The organism is Achromobacter sp. ACM01, from assembly GCF_014851745.1.
Taxonomy (GTDB): domain Bacteria; phylum Pseudomonadota; class Gammaproteobacteria; order Burkholderiales; family Burkholderiaceae_B; genus Achromobacter; species Achromobacter aegrifaciens.
Window position 1 is genome coordinate 1,347,634 of the sequence record NZ_JACVAF010000002.1, and the last position, 20,923, is coordinate 1,368,556.

The following is a 20,923-nucleotide window of genomic DNA, read 5'->3' on the forward strand; positions in this document are numbered from 1 at the left end:
GGTGGTCGTCGCCTCCCGGGCTCAATAGGTTCCGATGGGAACCTCGATCTTCAGCGGCGCGCCGCCCTTGGCCGGACGCAGGCTGTACGTGTACAGGCCGCCATCGTCATCAGCCAGCGTCGAATCCTTGCGCTCCACCGCGTAGCGCTGTCCATCGATTTCCAGCGAGCGGGCGGCGACGGCGTCGGCATGGTCGGGGACCAGCAGACCGCCCACGCCGTCGCCAGCATCGGCGAACTCGTAGTCGCGCAACTCGCCATCCACGCGCAGCAATTGCACCCGCGGCCGGTAAGGCGCCGCGTCCAGGTTCCAGCCATTGGTCAGATCGGTGATCCAGGGGCCCGGAATGTCGTACACGCTGCCCAGTTGCTCTTCCGACACTTCCGGCCCTTCCACCACCAGGCAGCACACCACCTTCCCCGCGCGGGAGTCGTACACCGCCCAGTTGCTGCCGATGGCCGCCACGCCGGGCAGCATCGAGAAATGGAATTGCCGGTTGAACTGGCTATCCGACACCTGGCGCCAGCCTCCAATATTGGGCGCGGCCGCAGGCGGTTGCGCCTGGCTGGCCGTTGCCATCAGGACGCCTGCGGCCAGGGCGCCTGCTCGGAACAATAAACGGTTCATCTCGGTGCCTGTCGTGGGCTTGTTGGGATCAGCGGACTTGGGCCTTGCGCCGGCATAGTACCAGTGCCGGCGCGGCGATCATGGCCTGCGCGCCGCCGCCCTGCCGGCTGCGAGCAAACTTCGCTACTATCGACGCATGGCTCATCTCGTGCCCCCCTCAATCGCCACCCAGGTCGCAGCGGCCAGCAGCCTCATCGAACGGCATCTGGGCGCTGGCCTCGTCGCCATCCATCTGTTCGGCTCCGCCGTGGACGGCGGGCTGCAGCCCCATAGCGATATCGACCTGCTCGTTACCGTGACCCAGCCGCCGGACGAAGCCGTGCTGCGCGCGCTGGCCGCGGCGCTATTGGCGATCTCCGCGCCGCCCGGCTCATCACCCGATTTGCGCGCGCTCGAAGTCACCGTGCTGGCGCTGGAACACGTCGTGCCTTGGCGCCACCCGGCCAGACGCGAACTCCAGTTCGGCGAATGGCTGCGGACCGATCTGATGGCGGGAGTCGTGGAACCGCCCATGATGGACCACGATCTGGCCATACTGCTCACCAAGGTCCGTGGACACAGCATTCCCATCTTGGGGCCGCAGGCCGATCAGTTGCTCCAGGCCGTCCCCCGCGAAGACCTGAGGCGGGCGCTACTGGACACTGTCGCGCAGTGGAACACGCCCGAGGACTGGGCCGGCGATGAAAAGCACATCATCCTCGCGCTGGCGCGCATCTGGTACACGGCCGTCTCCGGGGGCATCGCATCCAAGGACCAGGCGGCGGCATGGCTGCTCGAGAGGTTGGAAGCGCCCTACCGCCCCGTCCTCGCCAAGGCGCGCGCGATCTATCTGGGACAAGAAGAAGACGACCTGGCGCAACGGCACGATGCCGAAACCGCGGCGTTCATTGCCCACGCCCGCGCCGCTATTGAAGGACTGGCCGGCAGCCGATAACCCGGGGACACGTGAAGGGCCTGCTTGCCTGCGCGGATACAGCGGGCAGCCTTTCAGCCATCACGGCTTCAGGTCGATTTCCATGCGCACGAAATCGCCGCGATACGTCACTTCGCCCAGGTAGATGACGCGGCGGTCCGGCCCGGTGAATACGCGCCGGACTTCCGCCACGGGCGCGTTCACGTTGATGCCCAAATGCCGCGCCACTTCGACGTCAGCGGTCGAGATGGTCAGCACCTGACGGGCAGAGACAATATCCACCGAGGACATCCCCATCAGAATGGGAATGACGGTCTCCTTGCGAAAGCGCGCAGGGTGCTTGGCAAAGATGGCGGCGTCCAGGTAGATGTTGATGACGCAATACGGCTGCCCGTTGCGGGCATGGATGCGCCGCATGAACACATACTTTTCCGCGGCGACGCCGTCCGACTCGTTCAGCAACGGCGTGCGCGTGGACTCGTCGATATTGAGTATGGTCGGGTGCGTATCCCGATAGACGCTGGACAGGTTCTCGAGCGTGGTCTCGACACGGAACCAACGGTTGTCCTGGGGCGCGCCCGTCACGAAGGTGCCGCGCCCCCGCTGCGGTGAAAGCAGTCCGTCGCGGGTAAGCCTTTCGATTGCCTGGCGCACCGTGACCTTGGCCACGTGGAACTCCTCGGCCAGCGCGTCGAGCGAGGGCAATTTTTCGCCGTTCTTCCACACACCCTTCAGGATCCGCTGCCGGAACAGATCCGAAAGTTGAACGTAGAGAGGGGCTTGGGCGGTGTCGAGAATCATGGCGTCAAAGTGTCCGCGACTATATCACGCGCTTGCGGCCGGGCAGCGCCGCGCGCGTCTTCCAGGATCAGCGCGGCGCCCTTCTCGCCGATCATGATCGCGGCGGCGTTGGTGTTCGTCGACACCATGCGGGGCATGACCGAAGCGTCGACGACGCGCAAGCGCTCCACCCCGCGCACGCGCAAGCGCGCGTCGACCACCGACCCGGCGTCGCCGCCCATGCGGCAGGTGCCGGCAGGATGGAACACCGTGCCGCCCTTGTCGCGCGCGAATTGCTCCAGCGCGGCGGCTGTCGTGACATCGTTTCCCGGCAGGTACTCAACTCCGGTTACCAGGTCGCGGAACGACGGCTGGGCATAGATGTCGCGCAACATGCGCAAGCCCGCGACCAAGACCTTCGCATCGCGCGGTTCGGTCAGGTAGTTCGAGACGATGCGCGGCGATGCGAACGGATCCGTGCCCACGATCTCGACGGTGCCGCGCGAATCGGGCCTGCATTGCGTCGCCGACGCGGAAAAGCCGGAAAACCGGTGCAGCGCGTCGCCTGGCTTGTCCACGGATAGCGGCATGACATTGAAAAGTATGTCCGCACGGCCGCCCACCGCGTGCTCGGTCGCCGCCAGCCCGCCTACCTGGCCCGCGCCCACCGTGAGCGGTCCCCTGCCCTGGAACAGCCACTGCGCCCCCATGCCTGCGAGGCTGAACGGATTGCGCACCGCGTCGTTGAGCGACATGCGCCGTTTAAGCTTGACGATCACGCGCGCCTGGTAATGATCTTGCAGGTTGCGGCCGACTTCCGGCGAATGCGCGGCGACGGCGATGCCGTGCCTGGCAAGCAGCGCTGCGTCGCCCACGCCCGAAAGCTGCAGTACCTGGGGCGATTGCAGCGCACCCGCAGCAAGCACCACCTCGACATCCGCCATCGCGCGCTTCAAATGGCCCTCTTGCACCCACTCCACGCCCAGCGCCCGGCCGCTTTCGATAAGGATGCGCGTGACATGGGCGCCGGTCTCGATCACCAGGTTCGGACGCGACCTGACCGGATAAAGAAACGCGGTCGCGGCGTCGCAACGCCAACGGCTGCCCAGCGTCAGCTGGTAGGGACCCACACCCTCCGATTCGGCGCCGTTGAAGTCGTCATTGCGCCGGCAGCCGGCCTCGACTGCCGCTTCCACCCAAGCAGCCGTGTAAGGATGTTCATTGCGCAGGTTGGAGACACGGAGTTCACCGGAAGCGCCGTGATACTCGGACTCGCCCCCGTCGTAGCGCTCGGATTTCTTGAAGTACGGCAGTACGTCCCGATAGGCCCATCCCGTTGCGCCCAGATCGGCCCAGTCGTCGTAGTCCTCATGCTGTCCACGGATGTACAACAAGCCGTTGATCACGCTTGAACCGCCCAACGCCTTGCCGCGCGGCCACAGGATGGTGCGATTGCCGGTTTCGGCCTGGGCTTCGACCGGGAACAGCCGAGCAAACCGCGGATCGTAAATGGTCTTGAAGTAGCCCACCGGCAGCTTGAGCCAGAAATTGTGCGCAGCCGCGCCCGCCTCCAGCAGCAGCACGCGCACCGCAGGATCGCGGCTGAGCCGGTTGGCCAGCACGCATCCGGCGGAGCCGCCGCCGACGACGATGTAATCAAAGCCCGCGCCAGCCGGAATGCTCATGCCTTGATCGCCTCCAGATAGGCCGAGGGATCGAAGTAGCGCGAAGCGGGAACCGGATTCGGAATGTTCCCGGCCTGCGCGAAGAAATCGGTCACCTGCTGCAGCCAGCGTGTCACTGAGCCGTCCTCGTACTTGGTGCGCCATTCCGCCGTGGAGAAATACTTGGCCTGCTTGAACTGCGCCTTGAACTCGGCCAGCGGCACGTCCTTGTATTGCGTCTTCTGCAGCGTCTCCACCGCCGCGTCCGGGGTTTTCACGATTGCATCGTTGGCCTCGCCCCAGGCAGCGATGAGGCTACGGATGGCCGGCTTCTGGGCCTCGTAGAAATCGTTCCTGGCCGCCCATCCGCCCATGATCGCCGCCTCCGGATAGAACGCGGAAGCGTCGATCAGCATGCGCGCATTGGACACCTTGGACCGGACGATCGTGTCGAACGGAACCCAGAGCGCAACCGCGCTGACCGCGCCGGACACGAACGAGGTAACGGCATCGGCCATGCGCTGGTTGACGATCTGCACGTCCTTGCCCGGATCGAGCTTGGCGGCGCGCAAGGCCCGGTCCAGGAACACATGGGCGGTCGTACCCGTGGTCGTGGAGATCTGCTTGCCCTTCAGATCGGCCACGGTCTTGATCGACTCGTCGCGGACCCAAAGCTGGGCAGTACCGTACTCGATGTCGTTCACAAGAAAAACCTTGCCCTGCCCGCGCGCTGGAAAGTTCGACACAACCGCGCCGGTGGCCAGCACATCCAGGCTGCCGCCTATCATGGCCTGGAAGATCTCCAGCCCCGTGGTGAAGACAATGGGCTCCAGTTCCAAACCATGCTTGGCGTAGCTGCCCATCTGCAAGCCCAGCCACAGGTGGCCGTCGACGGCGGGCGTATGCAAGTAGCCTACGCGCAGTTTCTTGCGCGCCTGGCCGATGGCAGGCGCCGCGATTGCTGCGATGGAAGCGGCCATGCCGGCCTTGAGTAGGGTTCTGCGGTCGAGTTTCATGGAGTCTCCTTGTGGTGGGGCTGCTGACGCTGGCTCAATCCGTCGGGCGCACGGATTGGCGGGCCTGGGCTTCGTACTCGAACATGACCAGCTCCCGTATCTCGCGGCTCAACTCGACGAAGCGAGGGTCCTCGTGGACCCGCTCCGAACGGGGGTAGCCGAAAGGCACCTCTATCACCTTCCGGACCTTTGAGGGCCGGGCGGTGACCACGACGATCTTTGACGACAGGTAGACGGCTTCTTCAACCGAGTGGGTAATCAGCATCACCGTCTTGCCTTCGGTCTGCAGCACTTCGAGCAGCAGGTCCTGCATCGCGGTCCGGGTCTGCGCATCCAGCGCGCCGAAGGGCTCGTCCATCAACAGGAATTGGGGCTTGACGGCGTAGGCACGCGCGATCGCCAGCCGCTGCCGCATGCCGCCGGACAAATGCTTCGGAAAGTGATCGGCGAAGTCGCTCAGGCCCATCAGCTTCATGTAGCGCTGACAGATCTCGGCGCGCTCCCGCGGGCTCGTCTTGTTGGCCGCGAGCTTCATGCCGAACTCGATGTTGCCGCGCACCGTCAGCCACGGAAACACGCCGTATTCCTGGAAGATCACGCCGCGGTCTGGCCCGGGCGCCGTGACGGGTTGGCCGTCCAGCATCACGGAGCCGGCGGTGGGTTGCACAAAACCGCCGACGATATTCATCAAGGTCGTCTTGCCGCAGCCTGAAGGGCCGATGATGGAGACGAACTCCCCATCCCGGATGTCCAGGGTCACGCCATCCACTACCCTCATCGGGCCTGTGGCCGTGGGAAAGTCCACGGTGACGTTATCGAACCTGATCCTGACTTCCGATTCCTGGGAAGGCTTGGGCGTAGCGGTGTCCACGCTGCGCAGTTGAGTGCTCATGGTCATGGTCTTGTATGTCCGGAACGGTCTCAGGCGATGCGGTCTTGCCACGCGACCAGGCGCCGGCTCACGGCCCTCAGCGCCAGGTCCATCAGCATGGCGATGAGGCCGATGCAGATGATCCCCACGTAGATCACGTCCAGCTGGAAGAACGACGATGCATTCTGGATAAGCGCCCCGAGCCCCTGCTGGGCCGCAATGAGTTCGGACGCCACCAGCGTGGCCCAGGCCACGCCCAGCGCCACCCGGATGGCCGTCAGGATGTGCGGTACGGTAAGCGGCACGATGACCTTGGCGAAGATCTCCACGTCGTTGGCGCCCAACGTGCGGGCGACGCGCACGAAGATCGGGCTGATCTGGGCGATGCCTTCGTACATCACGATGACGCCGGCAAAAAACGAGGCATAGAACAGGATGACGGTCTTGGCCGATTCGCCGATGCCGAAGTAGACGATCACCAGCGGAATCAACGCGATCGGCGGGAGCGCGCGAAAGAAGTTGATGACGGGATCGATGAAGACCCGCAGCCCGCGGTACCAGCCCAGGCAAAAACCCACAGGCACTGCCACCAGGATGCCCAGTGCGACGCCCGTGAAGACGCGCCGGGCCGACATCCAGATGTCCAGCCACAGGCGGTCCTTGGAGAGCTCGATGAACTTTTCGACGACGGCGGCCGGCGAAGGCACAAGCGCGGGGCTGACGAGTCCGCTGGCGCGCACCGCCAGCCACAGCAAGAGGATGCATAGCCATGGCGCCGCGATGAGCAGCGGGCGCGAGATGAAGGACGGAAGGCGCATGGTGTGTATAGAGGGTTAGACCTGAGTTGCAATCCGTAAGTGCTAAACATACTATAGACCAGCACTTAATATCTTCATGCCATGACAAACCCTAATACGACTCAAGCCTGGTCCATCAAACCATTCACGCTGGCGCGTATCGAGGCCTACGTCCTGCGATGGCCGGTCAAGCGTCCGGTACAGACCTCGTTCGGCACCATGCATGACCGCCCCGCCCTGCTCGTGCGGGTAGAGGACACGGATGGCGCAGTGGGCTGGGGCGAGGTCTGGTGCAACTTTCCCGGCTGCGGCGCGGAACACCGCGCCCGTCTGCTTGAAACCGTTGTCGCGCCGCTGGTCGTCGGTCAGCCTTACGCCTCGGCCCAAGCCGCGTTTGCCCACATGAGCGCGCGCACCGCGGTGCTCGCCATCCAGTCGGGCGAACCCGGGCCCATCGCGCAGGTGATCGCCGGCATCGACCTGGCCTTGTGGGACATGCTGTCGCGCCGGGCGGGCGTGCCGCTATGGCAATTCCTGGGCGGCGTCTCGGACGTGATCCGCGTCTATGCAAGCGGCATCAACCCTGACCGCCCCGAAGATGCGGTGCTCGCAAAACACGCGGAGGGCTATCGCGCTTTCAAGCTCAAGGTGGGCTTTGGCGAAGAGCGGGACCTCGCCAATGTCAGAACGGTGCACGCCCGGCTGCCTTCGGGCAACGAGCTCATGCTGGACGCCAATCAGGCCTGGGATCTGGCGGGTGCGCAGCGCATGGCCAGCCACTTCAGCGAGTTCGCGCCGCGCTGGCTGGAGGAGCCGCTGCGCGCGGATCGCCCGCTGTCGGAATGGGCGCAGTTGGCTGCTCAAACGGACATCCCCCTGGCAGCCGGGGAGAACCTCATCGGTTCAGATGCCTTCGAGACCATGATCAACAGCAGGACGCTTAAAGTCGTACAGCCGGATCTGGCCAAATGGGGCGGCATATCCGGCTGCCTGCCCGTCATCGACAGGATTCACGAGGCTGGACTGCGCTACTGCCCGCATTTCCTTGGCGCGGGTGTCGGCCAGCTTGCGTCGGCGCACATTCTGGCGGCGCGAGGACGAGCCGGCGGCATGCTTGAAATCGATGCCAACGAGAACCCGCTGCGCGCGGCCCTCAGCCCGGCGTTGCGCGTCATCATCGAAGGAGAGGCCAAGCTCGGAAACGCGGCGGGCCTGGGCGTGGAGCCGGATCTCGCGCAATTGCGCGAGATCTGTGGTTTGCGTTCATAACATCCCAGAAAGAAGGCCCACAATTGCCCAGGCTGCAGGGGTCAACAGGGCTTGACGTCAGCCGGCCGCGCTTGTCGCAAGACGCATCTGGAGAAAATCGAGGAATACCTGGACCTTCTTGGAGTGCCTGCGATTCGGTAGATACGCCGCATGGACGCACACACTCTGTTCTTGAGGATTGACCTCGTAGTCCTCGAAGAACCGGCGCAGCCGCCCGGCCCGCACGTCTTCCCGGATCAGCCATTCCGCCAGCAACGCGATGCCCTGTCCATCCAGCACAGCTTCGCGCAGCATGTCCGAGTTGTTGGCGGCCAGACGCCCCTGCACCTCCACATGCTGCATCTTGTCATCGCCCCGAAGAAACGACCAGCGCTGCGGCCCGGCCTGGTGGGCGAATCGCAGACAGTCGTGCTGTGTCAATTCCTCCGGCGCAGTAGGCGTGCCGTGCCGCTCCAGGTATTCGTGGCTGGCCACCACGTAGCGCCGATGCTCGGCCAATTTGCGCACGATCAATTGCGGCTGCAAGTCCGGTGTGCCAATGCGGACAGCGACATCGATCCGCTCCGCCGCCAGGTCCACATACGCATCGGATAGCACCAGATCCAGTGACACGCGCGGATTCTCGCGCAGGAAACCCGAGATATAGGGTCCCAGGCACAAGCGCGCGAAGGTCACAGGCAAGGAAACTCGCAAGGGTCCGACCGCGACCGCGCCAACGTCCGACACGCTGCCGTCGGCCTCCTCCAGATCCGACACAACCCTGGACACCTGCTCCAGGTAAGTCACTCCTGCGTCGGTCAACGTTACCCGGCGCGTCGACCGGGTCAGCAGCGCGGTACCGAGAGACGCCTCCAAGGTATCGATCAGCCGCGTGACGGAAGACGTGGCGACCCCCAGGCGCCGCGCGGTTCTGGAGAATCCTCCTGACTCGGCCACGTCCAGGAAGACGCGCAAGGCTTGCAGTTTATCCATGGTTATCTTTGCGAATAACGCAACCCTACGTTGCGATAAAGACCAATTCATTGAATTCCATGCAAAGACTAATCTGGCCTTCCCCTCAACGCAAGGAGCTACGCCGTGAAATCCCTGTGCATCGGCGCTTCACTCGTCAGCGCTGCGCAACCACTCGCGCCGTTCCTGCAAGCCCTTCAACAGGCCGCTGCGGCGGCCGCCCACTAAGCCCCCGGAACATAGCAACATGCCTTCCACGCAAATTACCGCCACCAAGGATCAGGATCCGACCGTCTCCTCGGGGCTGCCACTACGCTTGACCTTCATGCTGGCCGGCAGCGCCGGCCTGTCGGTCGCATCCCTGTACTACAGCCAGCCCATGCTGGGCGTGCTGGCTCCGGACATCGGCGCCTCTTCCCAGTCGGTCGGACTGCTGCCGACACTGACCCAGTTGGGGTATGCCCTGGGCATCCTCTTCCTGGCGCCGCTGGGTGACCGACATGACCGGCGCAAGATCATCCTGCTCAAAGCCGCCATCCTGTCTGCCGCGCTGCTGCTGGCGGCGCTGTCACCTACGCTGGCGACGCTGCTGGTCGCCAGCCTGGCCGTCGGCCTGTCCGCGACAATGGCGCAGGACATCGTGCCGGCAGCCGCAACGCTGGCGCCAGCCGCGCACCGCGGCAAGATCGTGGGCACGGTGATGACAGGCCTGCTATTGGGCATCCTGCTGTCCCGGGTAGTCAGCGGCTTCGTTGCCGAGAACTGGGGTTGGCGCGCCATGTTCGCGGCCGCCGCCGCCAGCATCGCACTCGTGGGCCTGGCCGCAAGCCGCCAACTCCCGCGCTTCGAGGCCAGCACGCGACTGCCCTACTTTGCGCTGCTGCGATCGCTGGCCGCGCTATGGCAGCAACATGCCGCACTACGTCGCGCCACTTGGGCCCAAGGCCTGCTGTCGATCGGCTTCAGCGCCTTCTGGTCCACCCTGGCCGTCATGCTGCATGGCGAACCCTTCAACCTGGGCGCAGCCGCCGCCGGCGCCTTCGGACTGGCCGGCGCGGCAGGGGCCATGGCCGCGCCCATCGCCGGACGCATCGCCGACCGGCACGGCGCGGCGCTAGTCACCCGCCTGGGCGCAGCTCTGGTCGTCGTGTCCTTCGCCGTGATGGGTTTGACCCCGTTCCTGGCGCCCGGCGCGCAGCTGGGATTGCTGGTCGCCAGCGCCATCGGCTTCGACCTGGGCATACAGGCAGCGCTGATCGCGCACCAAACCATCATCTACGGTATCGATGCGAACGCCCGCAGCCGGCTCAACGCGGTGCTGTTCACCGGCATGTTCATCGGAATGGCCGTCGGGTCGGCATTGGCAGCCTTGCTGTATGCACAGTTCGGATGGATGGCGGTGACGGTGCTGTCCACTGCCACGGCGCTCGGAGCATTCTTGGTGCGATTGAGGGGATGACGGCAGCGCTTTCATCTCCCGACTCAAAAAGAAAGAGGCGCCGAAGCGCCTCTTTCATTCACCGCACGACAACAGCGGGATCACTCCCACTCAATCGTCGCAGGCGGCTTGCTCGACACGTCGTAAACAACGCGATTAATGCCACGCACCTCATTGATGATCCGCGACGACACCCGCGCCAGCAGCGGATGCGGCAGCGGCGCCCAATCGGCGGTCATGAAGTCGAAGGTCTGCACAGCACGCAACGCCACCACGTATTCGTAGGTGCGCCCATCGCCCATCACCCCCACCGACTTCACCGGCAGGAACACGGCAAACGCTTGTGAGGTCAGCTCGTACCAGGTCAGGCCGCTGGCCTCGTCCTTGGTGTTGCGCAGCTCTTCGATGAAGATCGCGTCGGCGCGGCGCAGCAGTTCGGCGTATTCATGCTTCACTTCGCCCAGGATGCGCACGCCCAGGCCGGGGCCAGGGAACGGGTGGCGGTAGACCATCTGCGGCGGCAGGCCCAGGGCCACGCCGAGTTCGCGGACTTCGTCCTTGAACAGTTCGCGCAGCGGCTCCAGCAGTTGCAGGTTCAGCGTGTCCGGCAGGCCGCCCACGTTGTGGTGCGACTTGATGGAGGTGGCCTTGCCCGTCTTGGCGCCAGCGGATTCGATGACGTCGGGGTAGATCGTGCCCTGGGCCAGCCACTTGGCGCTCTTCTGCTTGCCCGCCTGTTCCTGGAACACTTCGACGAATTCGCGGCCGATGATCTTGCGCTTGGCTTCGGGATCCGCCACGCCGGCCAGCTTGCCCATGAATTGGGCAGTGGCGTCGACGTGGATGATCTTCACGCCCATATTTTCAGCGAAGGTCTGCATGACCTGCTTGCCTTCGTCCAGGCGCAAGAGGCCGTGGTCGACGAACACGCAGGTGAGCTGGTCGCCGATGGCCTTGTGGATCAGCGCCGCGGCGACCGAGGAGTCCACGCCGCCGGACAGGCCCAGGATGACTTCGTCCGTGCCGACCTGCTCGCGGATGCGGGCGACGGCTTCGGCCACGTAGTCGGGCATGTTCCAGTCGCCTTCGCAGCCGCAGATCTCGTTGACGAAGCGGGCCAGCATGGCCTTGCCCTGGACGGTGTGCGTGACTTCGGGGTGGAACTGGACGGCGTAGAACTTGCGGTCTTCGTCGGCCATGCCGGCGATGGGGCAGGACGGCGTGGAAGCCATCAGCTTGAAGCCCGGGGGCAGCTCGGTGACCTTGTCGCCGTGGCTCATCCAGACCTTGAGCATGCCGTGGCCTTCGGCCGTGGAAAAGTCTTCCAGGCCTTCCAGCAGCTTGGTGTGGCCGTGGGCGCGGACTTCGGCGTAGCCGAATTCGCGGTGGTCGGAATAGCTGACCACACCGCCCAACTGCTGCGCCATGGACTGCATGCCGTAGCAGATGCCGAGCACGGGCACGCCCAGCTCGAACACCGCGTGCGGCACGCGCATGGAGCCTTCTTCGTAGGCGGAAGCGTGGCTGCCGGACAGGATGATGCCCTTCAGGCCTTGCGCCATCTGGTCGCGCACGAAGGCGTCGTCGACGTCGCCGGGGTGCACTTCGGAGTAGACGCCGGCTTCGCGGACGCGGCGGGCGATCAGCTGGGTGACTTGCGAACCGTAGTCGAGAATGAGGATGCGCTGGTGCATGGAGACTCTACCGGTAAAGAATAAAACCGCAGTAAATAAAACCGCACCGGCAGAACCGCTGATTCATGTTGCGGTTCTGCCGGTGCGCGATGCATGACATTGTAGTTGACTGTACGGATCAGTCGGCGCGGTAGTTGGGCGCTTCCTTGGTGATCTGTACGTCGTGCACGTGGGACTCCCGCACGCCCGCGGAGGTGATCTCCACGAATTCGGTCTTGGTGCGCATGTCGTCGATGGTGGCGCAGCCGCAGTAGCCCATCGAGGCGCGGATGCCGCCCACCAACTGGTAAATGATGGCCAGGACGCTGCCCTTGTAGGGAACGCGGCCTTCGATGCCTTCGGGAACCAGCTTGTCGGCGTTGTTGGACGGGTCCTGGAAGTAACGGTCGGCGGAGCCGTCCGTCATGGCGCCCAGGCTGCCCATGCCGCGGTAGGACTTGTACGAACGGCCCTGGAACAGCACGACTTCGCCCGGCGCTTCTTCGGTGCCGGCGAACATGCCGCCCATCATGCAGGCGAAAGCGCCGGCCGCCAGGGCCTTGGCGACGTCGCCCGAGTAACGGATGCCGCCATCGGCGATCAGGGGCACGCCCGTGCCTTCCAGCGCCTTCGCGACTTCGGAGATGGCATGGATTTGCGGCACGCCGACGCCAGCCACGATGCGGGTGGTGCAGATGGAGCCAGGGCCGATGCCGACCTTGACGCCGTCGGCGCCGTACTCGACCAGCGCACGCGCAGCGGCGGCGGTGGCGATGTTGCCGCCGATGACTTCAACCTTGGGGTAGTTCTGCTTGACCCAGCGCACGCCTTCCAGCACGCCCTTGGAATGGCCGTGGGCGGTGTCGACGATCAGGACGTCGACGCCAGCCGCAACCAGCTTTTCCACGCGTTCTTCGGTGCCGGCGCCCACGCCCACAGCCGCGCCCACGCGCAGCTGGCCCTGGGCGTCCTTGCTGGCCATCGGGTGTTCGGTGTTCTTGACGATGTCCTTGACGGTGGCCAGGCCACGCAGTTCAAAGCCGTCGTTGACGATCAGCACGCGCTCCAGGCGGTGCTTGTGCATCAGGGACTGCGCCTCTTCCAGCGTGGCGCCTTCCTTCATGGTGACCAGGCGTTCCTGCGGCGTCATGATGTTGCGCAGGGGCTGGTCCAGGTTTTCTTCGAAGCGCAGGTCGCGGTTGGTGACGATGCCGACCAGCTTGCGTCCTTCGACCACCGGCAGGCCCGAGATGCCATGCTGGCGCTGCAACGCGATGGCGTCGCGCACCTTCATTTGCGGGGTGACCGTGACCGGATCGATCACGATGCCGAATTCATGGCGCTTGACGCGGGCGACCTCGCGGGCCTGGGCTTCAGCCGACAGATTCTTGTGGATGATCCCGATGCCGCCCTCTTGCGCCATGGCGATGGCCAGGCGCGATTCGGTCACGGTGTCCATGGCGGCGGACACGAGCGGGATGTTCAGGGTGATGTTGCGAGTGAGGCGCGTAGCCAGGGAAGTGTCGCGAGGCAGGACCTCGGAATACGCAGGCACCAGCAACACATCGTCGAAGGTGAGCGCTTTTTGTACGAGACGCATGGGTAACTCCGGGCGCAAAGCAAGATTATACGCCGCTTGGGTGTTTTGCCTAGGTGTTGACCCTAGGTTCTCGGGGATATTTCTGCGCCGCGAAGCAGACTGCCGGCATCTCGCAATATTTTTACCCGGATGTATTGACGAATATTTTTATCCGGATCATAATTTGCCTGCAATTTTCACCCGGACAAAATAATGAATCAACCCTCCGCACCCCACCCCACCGACCCGCACACCGCCTTCGCCGGCCACCGCATGCTTGCCGCCGGCGCCCTGGCCGACGTGGCGCTCGCCGTGAAACGGGCCATGGATGCTGGCAGCGACGCCGCCATCCTGGTGTTCGACGATCAGACCGGCAAGCAGGTCGACCTGGACCTGAGAGGCGACGATGCCGCCGTTGCGCAACGCCACGGCGCCCGGGCCGAGCTCCCGGCCTCCGATACCCCTGCCGAAGCGGCAGCCGACGAGGCGCAACCGCGCGGCCGGGGCCGTCCCAAGCTGGGCGTGGTGGCGCGCGAAGTGACCCTGCTGCCCCGCCACTGGGACTGGCTGGGCGCGCAGCCCGGCGGCGCTTCGGTCGCCCTGCGCAAGCTGGTGGAACAGGCGCGCCGCGACAACGAGGCGCAGGACCGCCGGCGCGAACGCCAGGAGGCTGCCTACCGCTTCATGTCCAGCATGGGCGGGAACCTGCCAGGTTTCGAGGAAGCGACGCGGGCGCTGTATGCCGGCGACCGTGAACGTTTTGCGCGGCAGATCGCGGCCTGGCCCGAAGATGTGCGCGGCTACGCCATGCAATTGGCGTGGCACGGATCCGGCGAGGCCGCGGCGAGCTGACACCATCAACGCAGCATCGGCCACAGCGTCAGCGCCAGCAACACGCCCATGCCGATGTTGAACCACTTCAGGCGTCCGGGCTGCGCGAGGAATCCGCGCAGCGCCACGCCGAAGCCGGCCCACAGCGATACGCTGGGCAAGTTCACCAGCGCGAACACCAGGCACATCCAGCCCAGCGAAATCCAGGGCGCGGCAGCGTCGACATAGACCGCCACCGAGGCCAGCGCCACGATCCACGCCTTCGGGTTGATCCACTGGAACAGGGCCGACTCCATGAAGGTCAGCGGCCTGGCCGAGGCCTGCCCCGCGCCGATCGAGCGCGACAGCGCGATGCGCCATGCCAGGTACAGCAGATAGGCCGCGCCGCCGATCTTCAGCGCCACGGACAGCGGCGGCCAGGCCTGGAACAGCGCCCCCAGGCCCAGCCCTACCCCCAGCAGCAGCGTGGTGAAGCCGACGGTGATCCCCAGCACCTGGGGCAGCGTCCGGCCAAAGCCGAAGTTCGCGCCCGAGGTCATCAGCATGACGTTGCTGGGGCCCGGCGAAACGGAAGTCACAAAGGCGAACACCGCCAGGGCAAGCAGATTTTCAATGGACAAGACACCACTCCGGTAATGCGCCGCGCACGGTTGCGTCAGCGATCAGACAGCGGCATTGTGGGTCCGGGCCAGCCTTATTAATATTGGCGGTTTTGACATCTTTGATAGCGTTCTTGCCATGAAGATCCAGATCCTGGCCCTGGAGGGCGTGTTCGATACCGGCCTGTCCGCCGTCCTGGACGTGTTCGCCACGGCCAACGAGCTGTCGCCTCTGTTGCCGGAACCGGTACAGCCGTTCGAGACGCGCGTGGTCGGCATGCGCCGCAGGGTACGTACCTCGCAGGGATTCGGCGTGCCGGTTTCGGGCACCCCGGACCCGCTGGACCCGGGTTGGCTCGTCATTCCGGCCATTGGCTGCAAGATGCCCGAAACGCTGGTGCCCGCGCTGGCCCGCACCGACGTGCGCGACGCCGGCCGCATGCTGCGCGAGCGCGCTCCCGGTGCGAACACCGCCGCGGCCTGCATCGGCACCTTCGTGCTGGCGGAGTCGGGCCTGCTGGACGGCCACAAGGCCACCACCACCTGGTGGCTGGCGCCGCTGTTCAGGCAACGCTATCCGGCGGTGGACCTGGAGGACGGCCGCATGCTGGTGCGCTCGGCGTCGCTGCTGACGGCAGGCGCGGCGCTCAGCCACATGGACATGGCGTTGTGGCTGGTGCGCCAGACCAGCCCGGAACTGGCCGCGCTGGTGGCCCGTTATCTGATCGTGGACCAGCGGCCGGCGCAATCCGCCTATGCCATCACCGACCACCTGACGCACGCCGAGCCGCTGGTGCAGGCGTTTGAACGTTGGGCGCGCGCGCATCTGGCGCAAGGATTCTCGCTGGAAGCCGCAGCGCAGGCGCTGGGCGCCAGCAAGCGCACGCTGGCGCGCCGCACGCAGGAGGTACTGGGCAAGAGTCCGCTGTCGTATTTCCAGGACTTGCGCGTGGAGCGCGCCGCCCATTTGCTGAAGACCAGCAGCCAGTCGCTGGAGCAGATCGCGGCGCAGGTCGGCTATGCCGACGGCGTCACGCTGCGCAACCTGCTGCGCCGGCGCCTGGGCCAAGGCGTGCGCGAGCTGCGCTGAGGCCCCGCGTCCCGTGCGCGTGCGCAATGCGGGCGGTGGGCGCGTCCAGCGATATGCGTTTTAATGGGAAGTAAGCGGCAGGCGCGTTTTCCGCGCCCGCGCATTTCCACACGGTGCATCATGGCCATCGCAAAGAACTTCCTGCTCTACGACGGAGACTGCCCTTTCTGCTCGAACTACGTGCGGATGCTGCAACTGCAAAAGGCCGTCGGTCCCATCGATCTGCTGAACATGCGCGACCACCCAGACCTGGCGGTGGCCTACAAGGCGCAAGGCTACGATCTGAACCAGGGCATGCTGCTGCACCTGGACGGGCAGGACTACTGGGGCGCGGACTGCATCAACCGCCTGGCGCTGATCAGCACCGGCAACGACCTGTTCAACAGCGTCAACGCGGCCGTGTTCCGCAACCCCTGCCTGTCGACGGCGCTCTACCCCTTCATGCGCACCGGCCGCAGCCTGGCGCTGACGCTATTGGGCAAGAAGAAGATGCAGATGTAGCCGCGCCAGCCGCTGAGCCAACGCAGGAACGGTATCTGATTAAATACGGCGCGCCACGCTACGCGGCGCCGACGGCTCTCGCCAAAGGCGCTTCGGCCGTTTCCGTGTGCACGCCCGCATCGGAGCGGCGCCACCCCGAAGCCGGGTCGCGCTTGTCGTAGAGATAATCCCAATCCGTGCCGCACACCGCACAGGTGTACGCCTCGTGCTGCACGCCGCGTTGCTGCTGCCCCGTCGATCGCACCACGCCCAGGCTGATCAGGCTGTCATGACCAGGCGCGTCGCGCCGGTCCCTGACGATAGCCTCGCATTTTTCGCACGCCCCCATGCCTCTTCCCCTTTCAATATCCTTTCATCGGATATTACGAAGGGAAAAACGATTAAAGCTCAGCAATTCTCACCAGTTCGAGGCCGGCCGGCGCTGGAATTCAGCCGACCCCGGCGCTGGCGTCAGACCAACGTCACCTTGCCCGTTGCCAGGCTGTACACGCCGCCCACCACTCCCAACTTTTTCTGCTGCACCATCTCTTGCAACAGCGGCTGCGCAGTCTTCAGGCGTTCAACCGCAAGGCGCACATTGGCCTGCACGGCAGCCGACATCAGATCCCTTGCGCCCGACTTGCTCGCGATCTCGACAGCGGGCTTGATCGCGTTCACCAGCGCGGGCAGATGGCCAGGGAATTCCGTCTTGTCCTGCCACGCCTTCACCGTCGCATCGACCGCGCCGCAGTTGTCATGGCCCAGTACCACGATGAGCGGCGCCCGCAGAACCAGCGTGCCGTACTCCAGGCTGGCCAGACCGTCTTCGTTCACGAAGTTGCCGGCCACGCGCACAATGAAGAGGTCGCCCGGCCCTTGGTCGAAAGCCAGTTCCGGCGCCACCCGCGAGTCCGAACAGCCCAGGATGGCGGCGATAGGCTTTTGCTTCACGGCGCGAGCGGCGCGTCCCGCGGAATAGTCCCGCATGTTCGGCTTGTTGGCGGCGTAGCGGGCATTGCCGGCCATCAGGCGTTTCAGGGCCTCGTCGGGGCCGATATCGTTTGTCGGCACGGCGGCTTGGGCATCGCCCAGCCAGCCTGAAGCGCCGGCCGCGGCGATCGCTGCGGCGCCGAACAGCAGGCGGCGGCGGTTGAATTGCGGGGAATGGGCGAAAGAGGAACAGTCGCACATGAGGCTCTCCTGAAAGAAGAACATCTGGGAAACCAGCGCAGGACCATTGTGCTGCCGCGGCCACTACAAATGCTCAAACATTGCGCTGTCACAATCAAAAAAAAGCGCCGTAACCGCAGCTTGAGAAACACGGATGAGGGGCGTAATGTGGAAAAGCGGCATATGCCGCGTCACCTGCTTGATAGGTACGCACCATGACGCCCAACACTCCCCACCCCAATCCCTCCCACACCGCGCCAGACACGCATGCCGACAAGGAACGCGCCCGCGCGGATCAACAGCATGAGGAAGCCCGGCGCAAGGCCCTGGTCGGCTCGCAGCACAAGGAAAACGTCCGCAGCGTCGCCGCACCGCGCTACCACGGGCACCGCGGCGGATGAGGCTTGTGCCGGCTAGATTCCGTAACGTCTTGGAAAAACATCAAACTGAAATAAGCGCCTGAAAGTTGGACCATCTTGCGTTGGACTTTGGACGGGACCAAAAGGATGAGTCCTGGTCCGGATGCCCTGCCCTGAATGGTTTTCAACGACAAAGGATGCTTATCGTGATTCCGATCAGAAAGACAGCCGCCGCCTGTGCCCTGGGTTTGGGCATGATGGTGGCGGCAGCCGGCCAGACCGCCATGGCGCAAGGCCAGGCCGACGCTCCCGCGCCCCTGGCCACCGGCCTGACCGATTCCGGCAGCGCGGAAGGCCAGGTCATCGAAGCGGTGCGCAGCGGCGACATCCTGTCCATCAAGATCCGGTTCAAGCCCATCGTCGACGGCAAGACGGAAATGATCTACTCGCAGATCAGCAAGGACGACTACGCCAACAGCTTCTACGTCATCGCCGGCAACAAGAAGCACCTGCTGCTGAAAGACAGCAGCGACAAGCCGCTGACCAATCCCAAGCTGCTCATCCGCACGTCCAAGGACACCCCCATGGCCGGTTCCTGGCAGGGCAAGTTCCCTGCCCCGCCCAAGGAAATCAAGGAGGTTTCGCTGACCATCCCGGGCGTGGAGACCTTCGACGCCATCAAGATCACCGACCGCTGACCATGGCCGCCGCCACGCGCGCGCCGACTCTCCTGGCCGCGGCGCTGCTCGCCGCCGCCAGCGGCTCCTGGGCGCAGGAGCCTCCCTATAAGGCCGAGATCCTGGATCTGCAGGCCACCATCCTGGACCTGAAGGGATTGCCTGCCGATGCCAGCGGCGGCATATCGGACCTGAACGCGCAGATAGACGGACTGGCCGCGCGCCACGACGGCCTGTCGGTGCGGCAAGACAAGAACGCCGTGACCGTCGCCATGCTGGGCGATGTGCTGTTCGATTTCGACAAGACCGCCATACGCCCCGCCGCCGAACCTACGCTGCGTGACATCGCCAGCCTGATCAAATCCAGTTCGGCCGGCACCGTCGGCATCGAAGGCCACACCGACTCCAAGGGATCGGCCTCCTACAACAAGGATCTGTCATTGCGCCGCGCACAGGCGGTGGCGCAATGGCTGGCAAGCCATGGCGTGGACAAGTCGCGGCTGACGGTCAAAGGACTGGGCGATACCCAGCCGATCCAGTCGAACCGGCTGGCCAACGGTTCGGACAATCCGCAAGGACGGGCGCAGAACCGGCGGGTGGAGTTCGTGCTGCCCAAGCGCTGAGCAAGCCCTGCGCGGGGCCGGCAGCGGCCTCAGCCGGCCGGCATTCGCGAGGAGTCCGCAGCCCTCAGTGCCACGTCCATGCTGACCAGCACCGGCGCATTGCGCGGCAGCTCGCGCACGCCAATGACCGAGCGCGGATGCTCGCCCTGGCGGCCGAAGATCGCGACCAGCAGTTCCGATCCGGTATCGGCAATGGCGGATAGCCGCGTGCTGGCGCGCTCGCTCACCTGGAAGAAGTAGTTGACGCGCAATACCTGTTCCACCGCATCCAGGCTGCCCTGCGCGTGGTGGGCCACCCACGACAGCGCATGCAGCACGCACAGGCGCACGGCCTCGCGCGCCGCTGCTTCGCCGACCTGCTCACCCACCGCGCCTTGAACCAGCAACTGGTCCGCGCTGAGCTTCGGAATCTGCCCCGCGACGTACACCGTGCTGCCGTGGCGCAGCGCAGGCAGATAGGCATAGTGCGTCGGCGTAGGCTGCGGCAAGGCCAGGTCCAGGGCCTGCAAGCGCGCATCGGCTCCGGTCAGGATGCTCATCACAAACTGCCGGGCAGGAAGTTGACTTGTTTGGCCAGCGTCGCCCAGCGCTTGTTTTCGGCCGCGACGAAATCGGTAAAGGCCTGGGCCGAGCCGCCCTTGGTGCTTACCCCTTGCTCCTTCAGGCGCGAGGCCACTTCGGGCGACTGCAAGGCCCGATTGAAGTCCTCGTTGAGTTTCTTGACGACTGCCTCGGGTGTACCGGCCGGAGCGACGATGCCCTGCCACGAAGTGATGTCCATATCCACCAGGCCGACTTCCTTGTAGCTGGGAATGTCCGGCGCCGTATCTATCCGTTCAGACGAAGTGACCGCCAGGGCCCGCAGCTTGCCGGCCTGGACGTGCGGCAGCAAGGTGATCACCGGATCCAGGATCAGACTGATGTGTCCGCCAAGCAGATCGTTGATGGCGGGTGCGCTGCCCTTGTAGGGGATGTGCGCCATGCGGATGCCCGCCCGCTGCTTGAACAGTTCGCCGGCCAGAAAGGTCGAGCTGGACGCGGAACCGAAAGTCAGCGTGTCCGGCTTGTCCTTGGCATAGGCGATGAACTCCTTCATCGTCTTGGCGGGCACGGCGTTGCCGGTGGCGATGATGTAGGGTTGATCGGCCAACAGGATCACGGGCGCGAAGTCCCGCGTGGCGGAGTACGGCAGGCTGCTGTACTGCAGTTCATTGATCGACATGATCGGCAGGTTGGCCAACAGCAGCGTGTAGCCGTCCGCCGGCGCGCGGGCCACGAACTCGGCCCCGATGATGCCGCTGGCGCCGGGCTTGTTCACCACCAGCACGGGCTGCTTGACGTCCTGGCCCAGCTTTTGCGCGACAGTGCGCACGACCAGATCGGCCACGCCACCCGGCGGGAACGGCACGACGATCTGTATGCTTTTGTTGGGAAAGTCCTGCGCGCTGGCGTTGCAGACGGCGCCCAGCGCCAGCGTGGCGCACGCAAGGATGCGAATGGCGTTCTTCATGTAAGT

23 protein-coding genes are annotated in these 20,923 nt (G+C 65.0%); 9 read left to right on the plus strand and 14 right to left on the minus strand.

Features of this window, described 5'->3' with window-relative positions:
• Positions 1 to 21: 21 nt before the first annotated feature.
• Positions 22 to 627 (minus strand): hypothetical protein, encoded by a 606-nt coding sequence (locus IB268_RS14585; RefSeq protein WP_175161463.1) that lies wholly within the window; start codon positions 625 to 627, stop codon positions 22 to 24.
• A 136-nt stretch (positions 628 to 763) separates the two neighbouring features.
• Here IB268_RS14585 and IB268_RS14590 point away from each other — a divergent pair, with 136 nt between their 5' ends.
• Complete coding sequence (locus tag IB268_RS14590; RefSeq protein ID WP_119451359.1) at positions 764 to 1,561, plus strand: aminoglycoside adenylyltransferase family protein; 798 nt, start codon at positions 764 to 766, stop codon at positions 1,559 to 1,561.
• 60 nt (positions 1,562 to 1,621) lie between these two features.
• Here IB268_RS14590 and IB268_RS14595 read toward each other — a convergent pair whose 3' ends face one another.
• The 5 genes from IB268_RS14595 to IB268_RS14615 are packed head-to-tail and all read right to left on the minus strand — an operon-like array spanning position 1,622 to position 6,689.
• Positions 1,622 to 2,341, minus strand: coding sequence for a GntR family transcriptional regulator (locus tag IB268_RS14595; RefSeq protein WP_054456341.1), 720 nt, complete (start codon positions 2,339 to 2,341; stop codon positions 1,622 to 1,624).
• A complete protein-coding gene (locus IB268_RS14600) occupies positions 2,338 to 4,005 on the minus strand; it encodes a GMC family oxidoreductase (RefSeq protein WP_192354436.1) in 1,668 nt (555 codons plus the stop codon). The genes IB268_RS14595 and IB268_RS14600 overlap by 4 nt, the downstream gene beginning before the upstream one ends.
• Positions 4,002 to 5,000, minus strand: a complete 999-nt coding sequence (locus IB268_RS14605; protein ID WP_054456339.1) for an ABC transporter substrate-binding protein — start codon at positions 4,998 to 5,000, stop codon at positions 4,002 to 4,004. Before IB268_RS14605 ends, IB268_RS14600 begins: the two co-directional genes overlap by 4 nt.
• A gap of 34 nt (positions 5,001 to 5,034) precedes the next feature.
• On the minus strand, positions 5,035 to 5,892 hold the full coding sequence (locus tag IB268_RS14610) for an ABC transporter ATP-binding protein (RefSeq protein ID WP_192354437.1): 858 nt from the start codon (positions 5,890 to 5,892) through the stop codon (positions 5,035 to 5,037).
• 29 nt (positions 5,893 to 5,921) lie between these two features.
• Positions 5,922 to 6,689 (minus strand): ABC transporter permease, encoded by a 768-nt coding sequence (locus IB268_RS14615; protein WP_054456338.1) that lies wholly within the window; start codon positions 6,687 to 6,689, stop codon positions 5,922 to 5,924.
• An 81-nt stretch (positions 6,690 to 6,770) separates the two neighbouring features.
• On the opposite strand from IB268_RS14615, the gene IB268_RS14620 reads away from it, so the two are divergent.
• Positions 6,771 to 7,937, plus strand: a complete 1,167-nt coding sequence (locus tag IB268_RS14620) for a mandelate racemase/muconate lactonizing enzyme family protein (protein ID WP_192354438.1) — start codon at positions 6,771 to 6,773, stop codon at positions 7,935 to 7,937.
• A 57-nt stretch (positions 7,938 to 7,994) separates the two neighbouring features.
• On the opposite strand, the gene IB268_RS14625 is transcribed toward IB268_RS14620, so the two are convergent.
• Positions 7,995 to 8,909: a LysR family transcriptional regulator gene (locus IB268_RS14625; protein ID WP_125472949.1), complete on the minus strand. Its 915-nt coding sequence runs from the start codon at positions 8,907 to 8,909 to the stop codon at positions 7,995 to 7,997.
• Between the two features lie 226 nt (positions 8,910 to 9,135).
• Between IB268_RS14625 and IB268_RS14630 the strand changes: the two genes are divergently transcribed.
• Positions 9,136 to 10,347 carry an MFS transporter gene (locus IB268_RS14630; RefSeq protein ID WP_192354439.1) on the plus strand — a complete coding sequence of 404 codons (1,212 nt, stop codon included), beginning with the start codon at positions 9,136 to 9,138 and terminating at the stop codon, positions 10,345 to 10,347.
• 80 nt (positions 10,348 to 10,427) lie between these two features.
• Here IB268_RS14630 and guaA read toward each other — a convergent pair whose 3' ends face one another.
• Entirely contained in the window at positions 10,428 to 12,020 is a 1,593-nt protein-coding gene (gene guaA / locus IB268_RS14635; RefSeq protein ID WP_119451346.1) for a glutamine-hydrolyzing GMP synthase, read from the minus strand.
• A gap of 118 nt (positions 12,021 to 12,138) precedes the next feature.
• Positions 12,139 to 13,599 (minus strand): IMP dehydrogenase, encoded by a 1,461-nt coding sequence (guaB, locus tag IB268_RS14640; protein WP_054456333.1) that lies wholly within the window; start codon positions 13,597 to 13,599, stop codon positions 12,139 to 12,141.
• A gap of 192 nt (positions 13,600 to 13,791) precedes the next feature.
• On the opposite strand from guaB, the gene IB268_RS14645 reads away from it, so the two are divergent.
• Complete coding sequence (locus IB268_RS14645; RefSeq protein ID WP_192354440.1) at positions 13,792 to 14,430, plus strand: DUF2239 family protein; 639 nt, start codon at positions 13,792 to 13,794, stop codon at positions 14,428 to 14,430.
• Between the two features lie 5 nt (positions 14,431 to 14,435).
• Here the strand turns inward: IB268_RS14645 and IB268_RS14650 are convergent, their stop codons facing one another.
• A complete protein-coding gene (locus IB268_RS14650; protein WP_192354441.1) occupies positions 14,436 to 15,029 on the minus strand; it encodes a LysE family translocator in 594 nt (197 codons plus the stop codon).
• A 118-nt stretch (positions 15,030 to 15,147) separates the two neighbouring features.
• Between IB268_RS14650 and IB268_RS14655 the strand changes: the two genes are divergently transcribed.
• Together IB268_RS14655 and IB268_RS14660 are read left to right on the plus strand one after the other, a co-directional pair.
• The gene (locus tag IB268_RS14655; RefSeq protein ID WP_192354442.1) at positions 15,148 to 16,098 is read left to right on the plus strand and encodes a GlxA family transcriptional regulator; all 951 of its coding nucleotides are present in this window, start codon (positions 15,148 to 15,150) and stop codon (positions 16,096 to 16,098) included.
• Between the two features lie 120 nt (positions 16,099 to 16,218).
• Positions 16,219 to 16,599 (plus strand): DCC1-like thiol-disulfide oxidoreductase family protein, encoded by a 381-nt coding sequence (locus IB268_RS14660; protein ID WP_013394373.1) that lies wholly within the window; start codon positions 16,219 to 16,221, stop codon positions 16,597 to 16,599.
• A 58-nt stretch (positions 16,600 to 16,657) separates the two neighbouring features.
• Here the strand turns inward: IB268_RS14660 and IB268_RS14665 are convergent, their stop codons facing one another.
• Together IB268_RS14665 and IB268_RS14670 are read right to left on the minus strand one after the other, a co-directional pair.
• Positions 16,658 to 16,927: a hypothetical protein gene (locus IB268_RS14665; RefSeq protein WP_054456327.1), complete on the minus strand. Its 270-nt coding sequence runs from the start codon at positions 16,925 to 16,927 to the stop codon at positions 16,658 to 16,660.
• A 122-nt stretch (positions 16,928 to 17,049) separates the two neighbouring features.
• Positions 17,050 to 17,769 (minus strand): carbonic anhydrase, encoded by a 720-nt coding sequence (locus IB268_RS14670; protein ID WP_175161491.1) that lies wholly within the window; start codon positions 17,767 to 17,769, stop codon positions 17,050 to 17,052.
• A 194-nt stretch (positions 17,770 to 17,963) separates the two neighbouring features.
• On the opposite strand from IB268_RS14670, the gene IB268_RS14675 reads away from it, so the two are divergent.
• The 3 genes from IB268_RS14675 (at position 17,964) to IB268_RS14685 (ending at position 19,407) form a co-directional block, all read left to right on the plus strand.
• Positions 17,964 to 18,149, plus strand: a complete 186-nt coding sequence (locus IB268_RS14675; RefSeq protein WP_054456325.1) for a hypothetical protein — start codon at positions 17,964 to 17,966, stop codon at positions 18,147 to 18,149.
• A 155-nt stretch (positions 18,150 to 18,304) separates the two neighbouring features.
• Complete coding sequence (locus IB268_RS14680; RefSeq protein WP_225588745.1) at positions 18,305 to 18,805, plus strand: hypothetical protein; 501 nt, start codon at positions 18,305 to 18,307, stop codon at positions 18,803 to 18,805.
• Between the two features lie 2 nt (positions 18,806 to 18,807).
• Positions 18,808 to 19,407, plus strand: coding sequence for an OmpA family protein (locus IB268_RS14685; RefSeq protein ID WP_119451338.1), 600 nt, complete (start codon positions 18,808 to 18,810; stop codon positions 19,405 to 19,407).
• A gap of 29 nt (positions 19,408 to 19,436) precedes the next feature.
• On the opposite strand, the gene IB268_RS14690 is transcribed toward IB268_RS14685, so the two are convergent.
• Both IB268_RS14690 and IB268_RS14695 read right to left on the minus strand, forming a co-directional pair.
• Positions 19,437 to 19,946, minus strand: coding sequence for a RidA family protein (locus IB268_RS14690; protein WP_192354443.1), 510 nt, complete (start codon positions 19,944 to 19,946; stop codon positions 19,437 to 19,439).
• Positions 19,946 to 20,917: a tripartite tricarboxylate transporter substrate binding protein gene (locus IB268_RS14695; RefSeq protein WP_054456322.1), complete on the minus strand. Its 972-nt coding sequence runs from the start codon at positions 20,915 to 20,917 to the stop codon at positions 19,946 to 19,948. Before IB268_RS14695 ends, IB268_RS14690 begins: the two co-directional genes overlap by 1 nt.
• Positions 20,918 to 20,923: the final 6 nt, after the last annotated feature.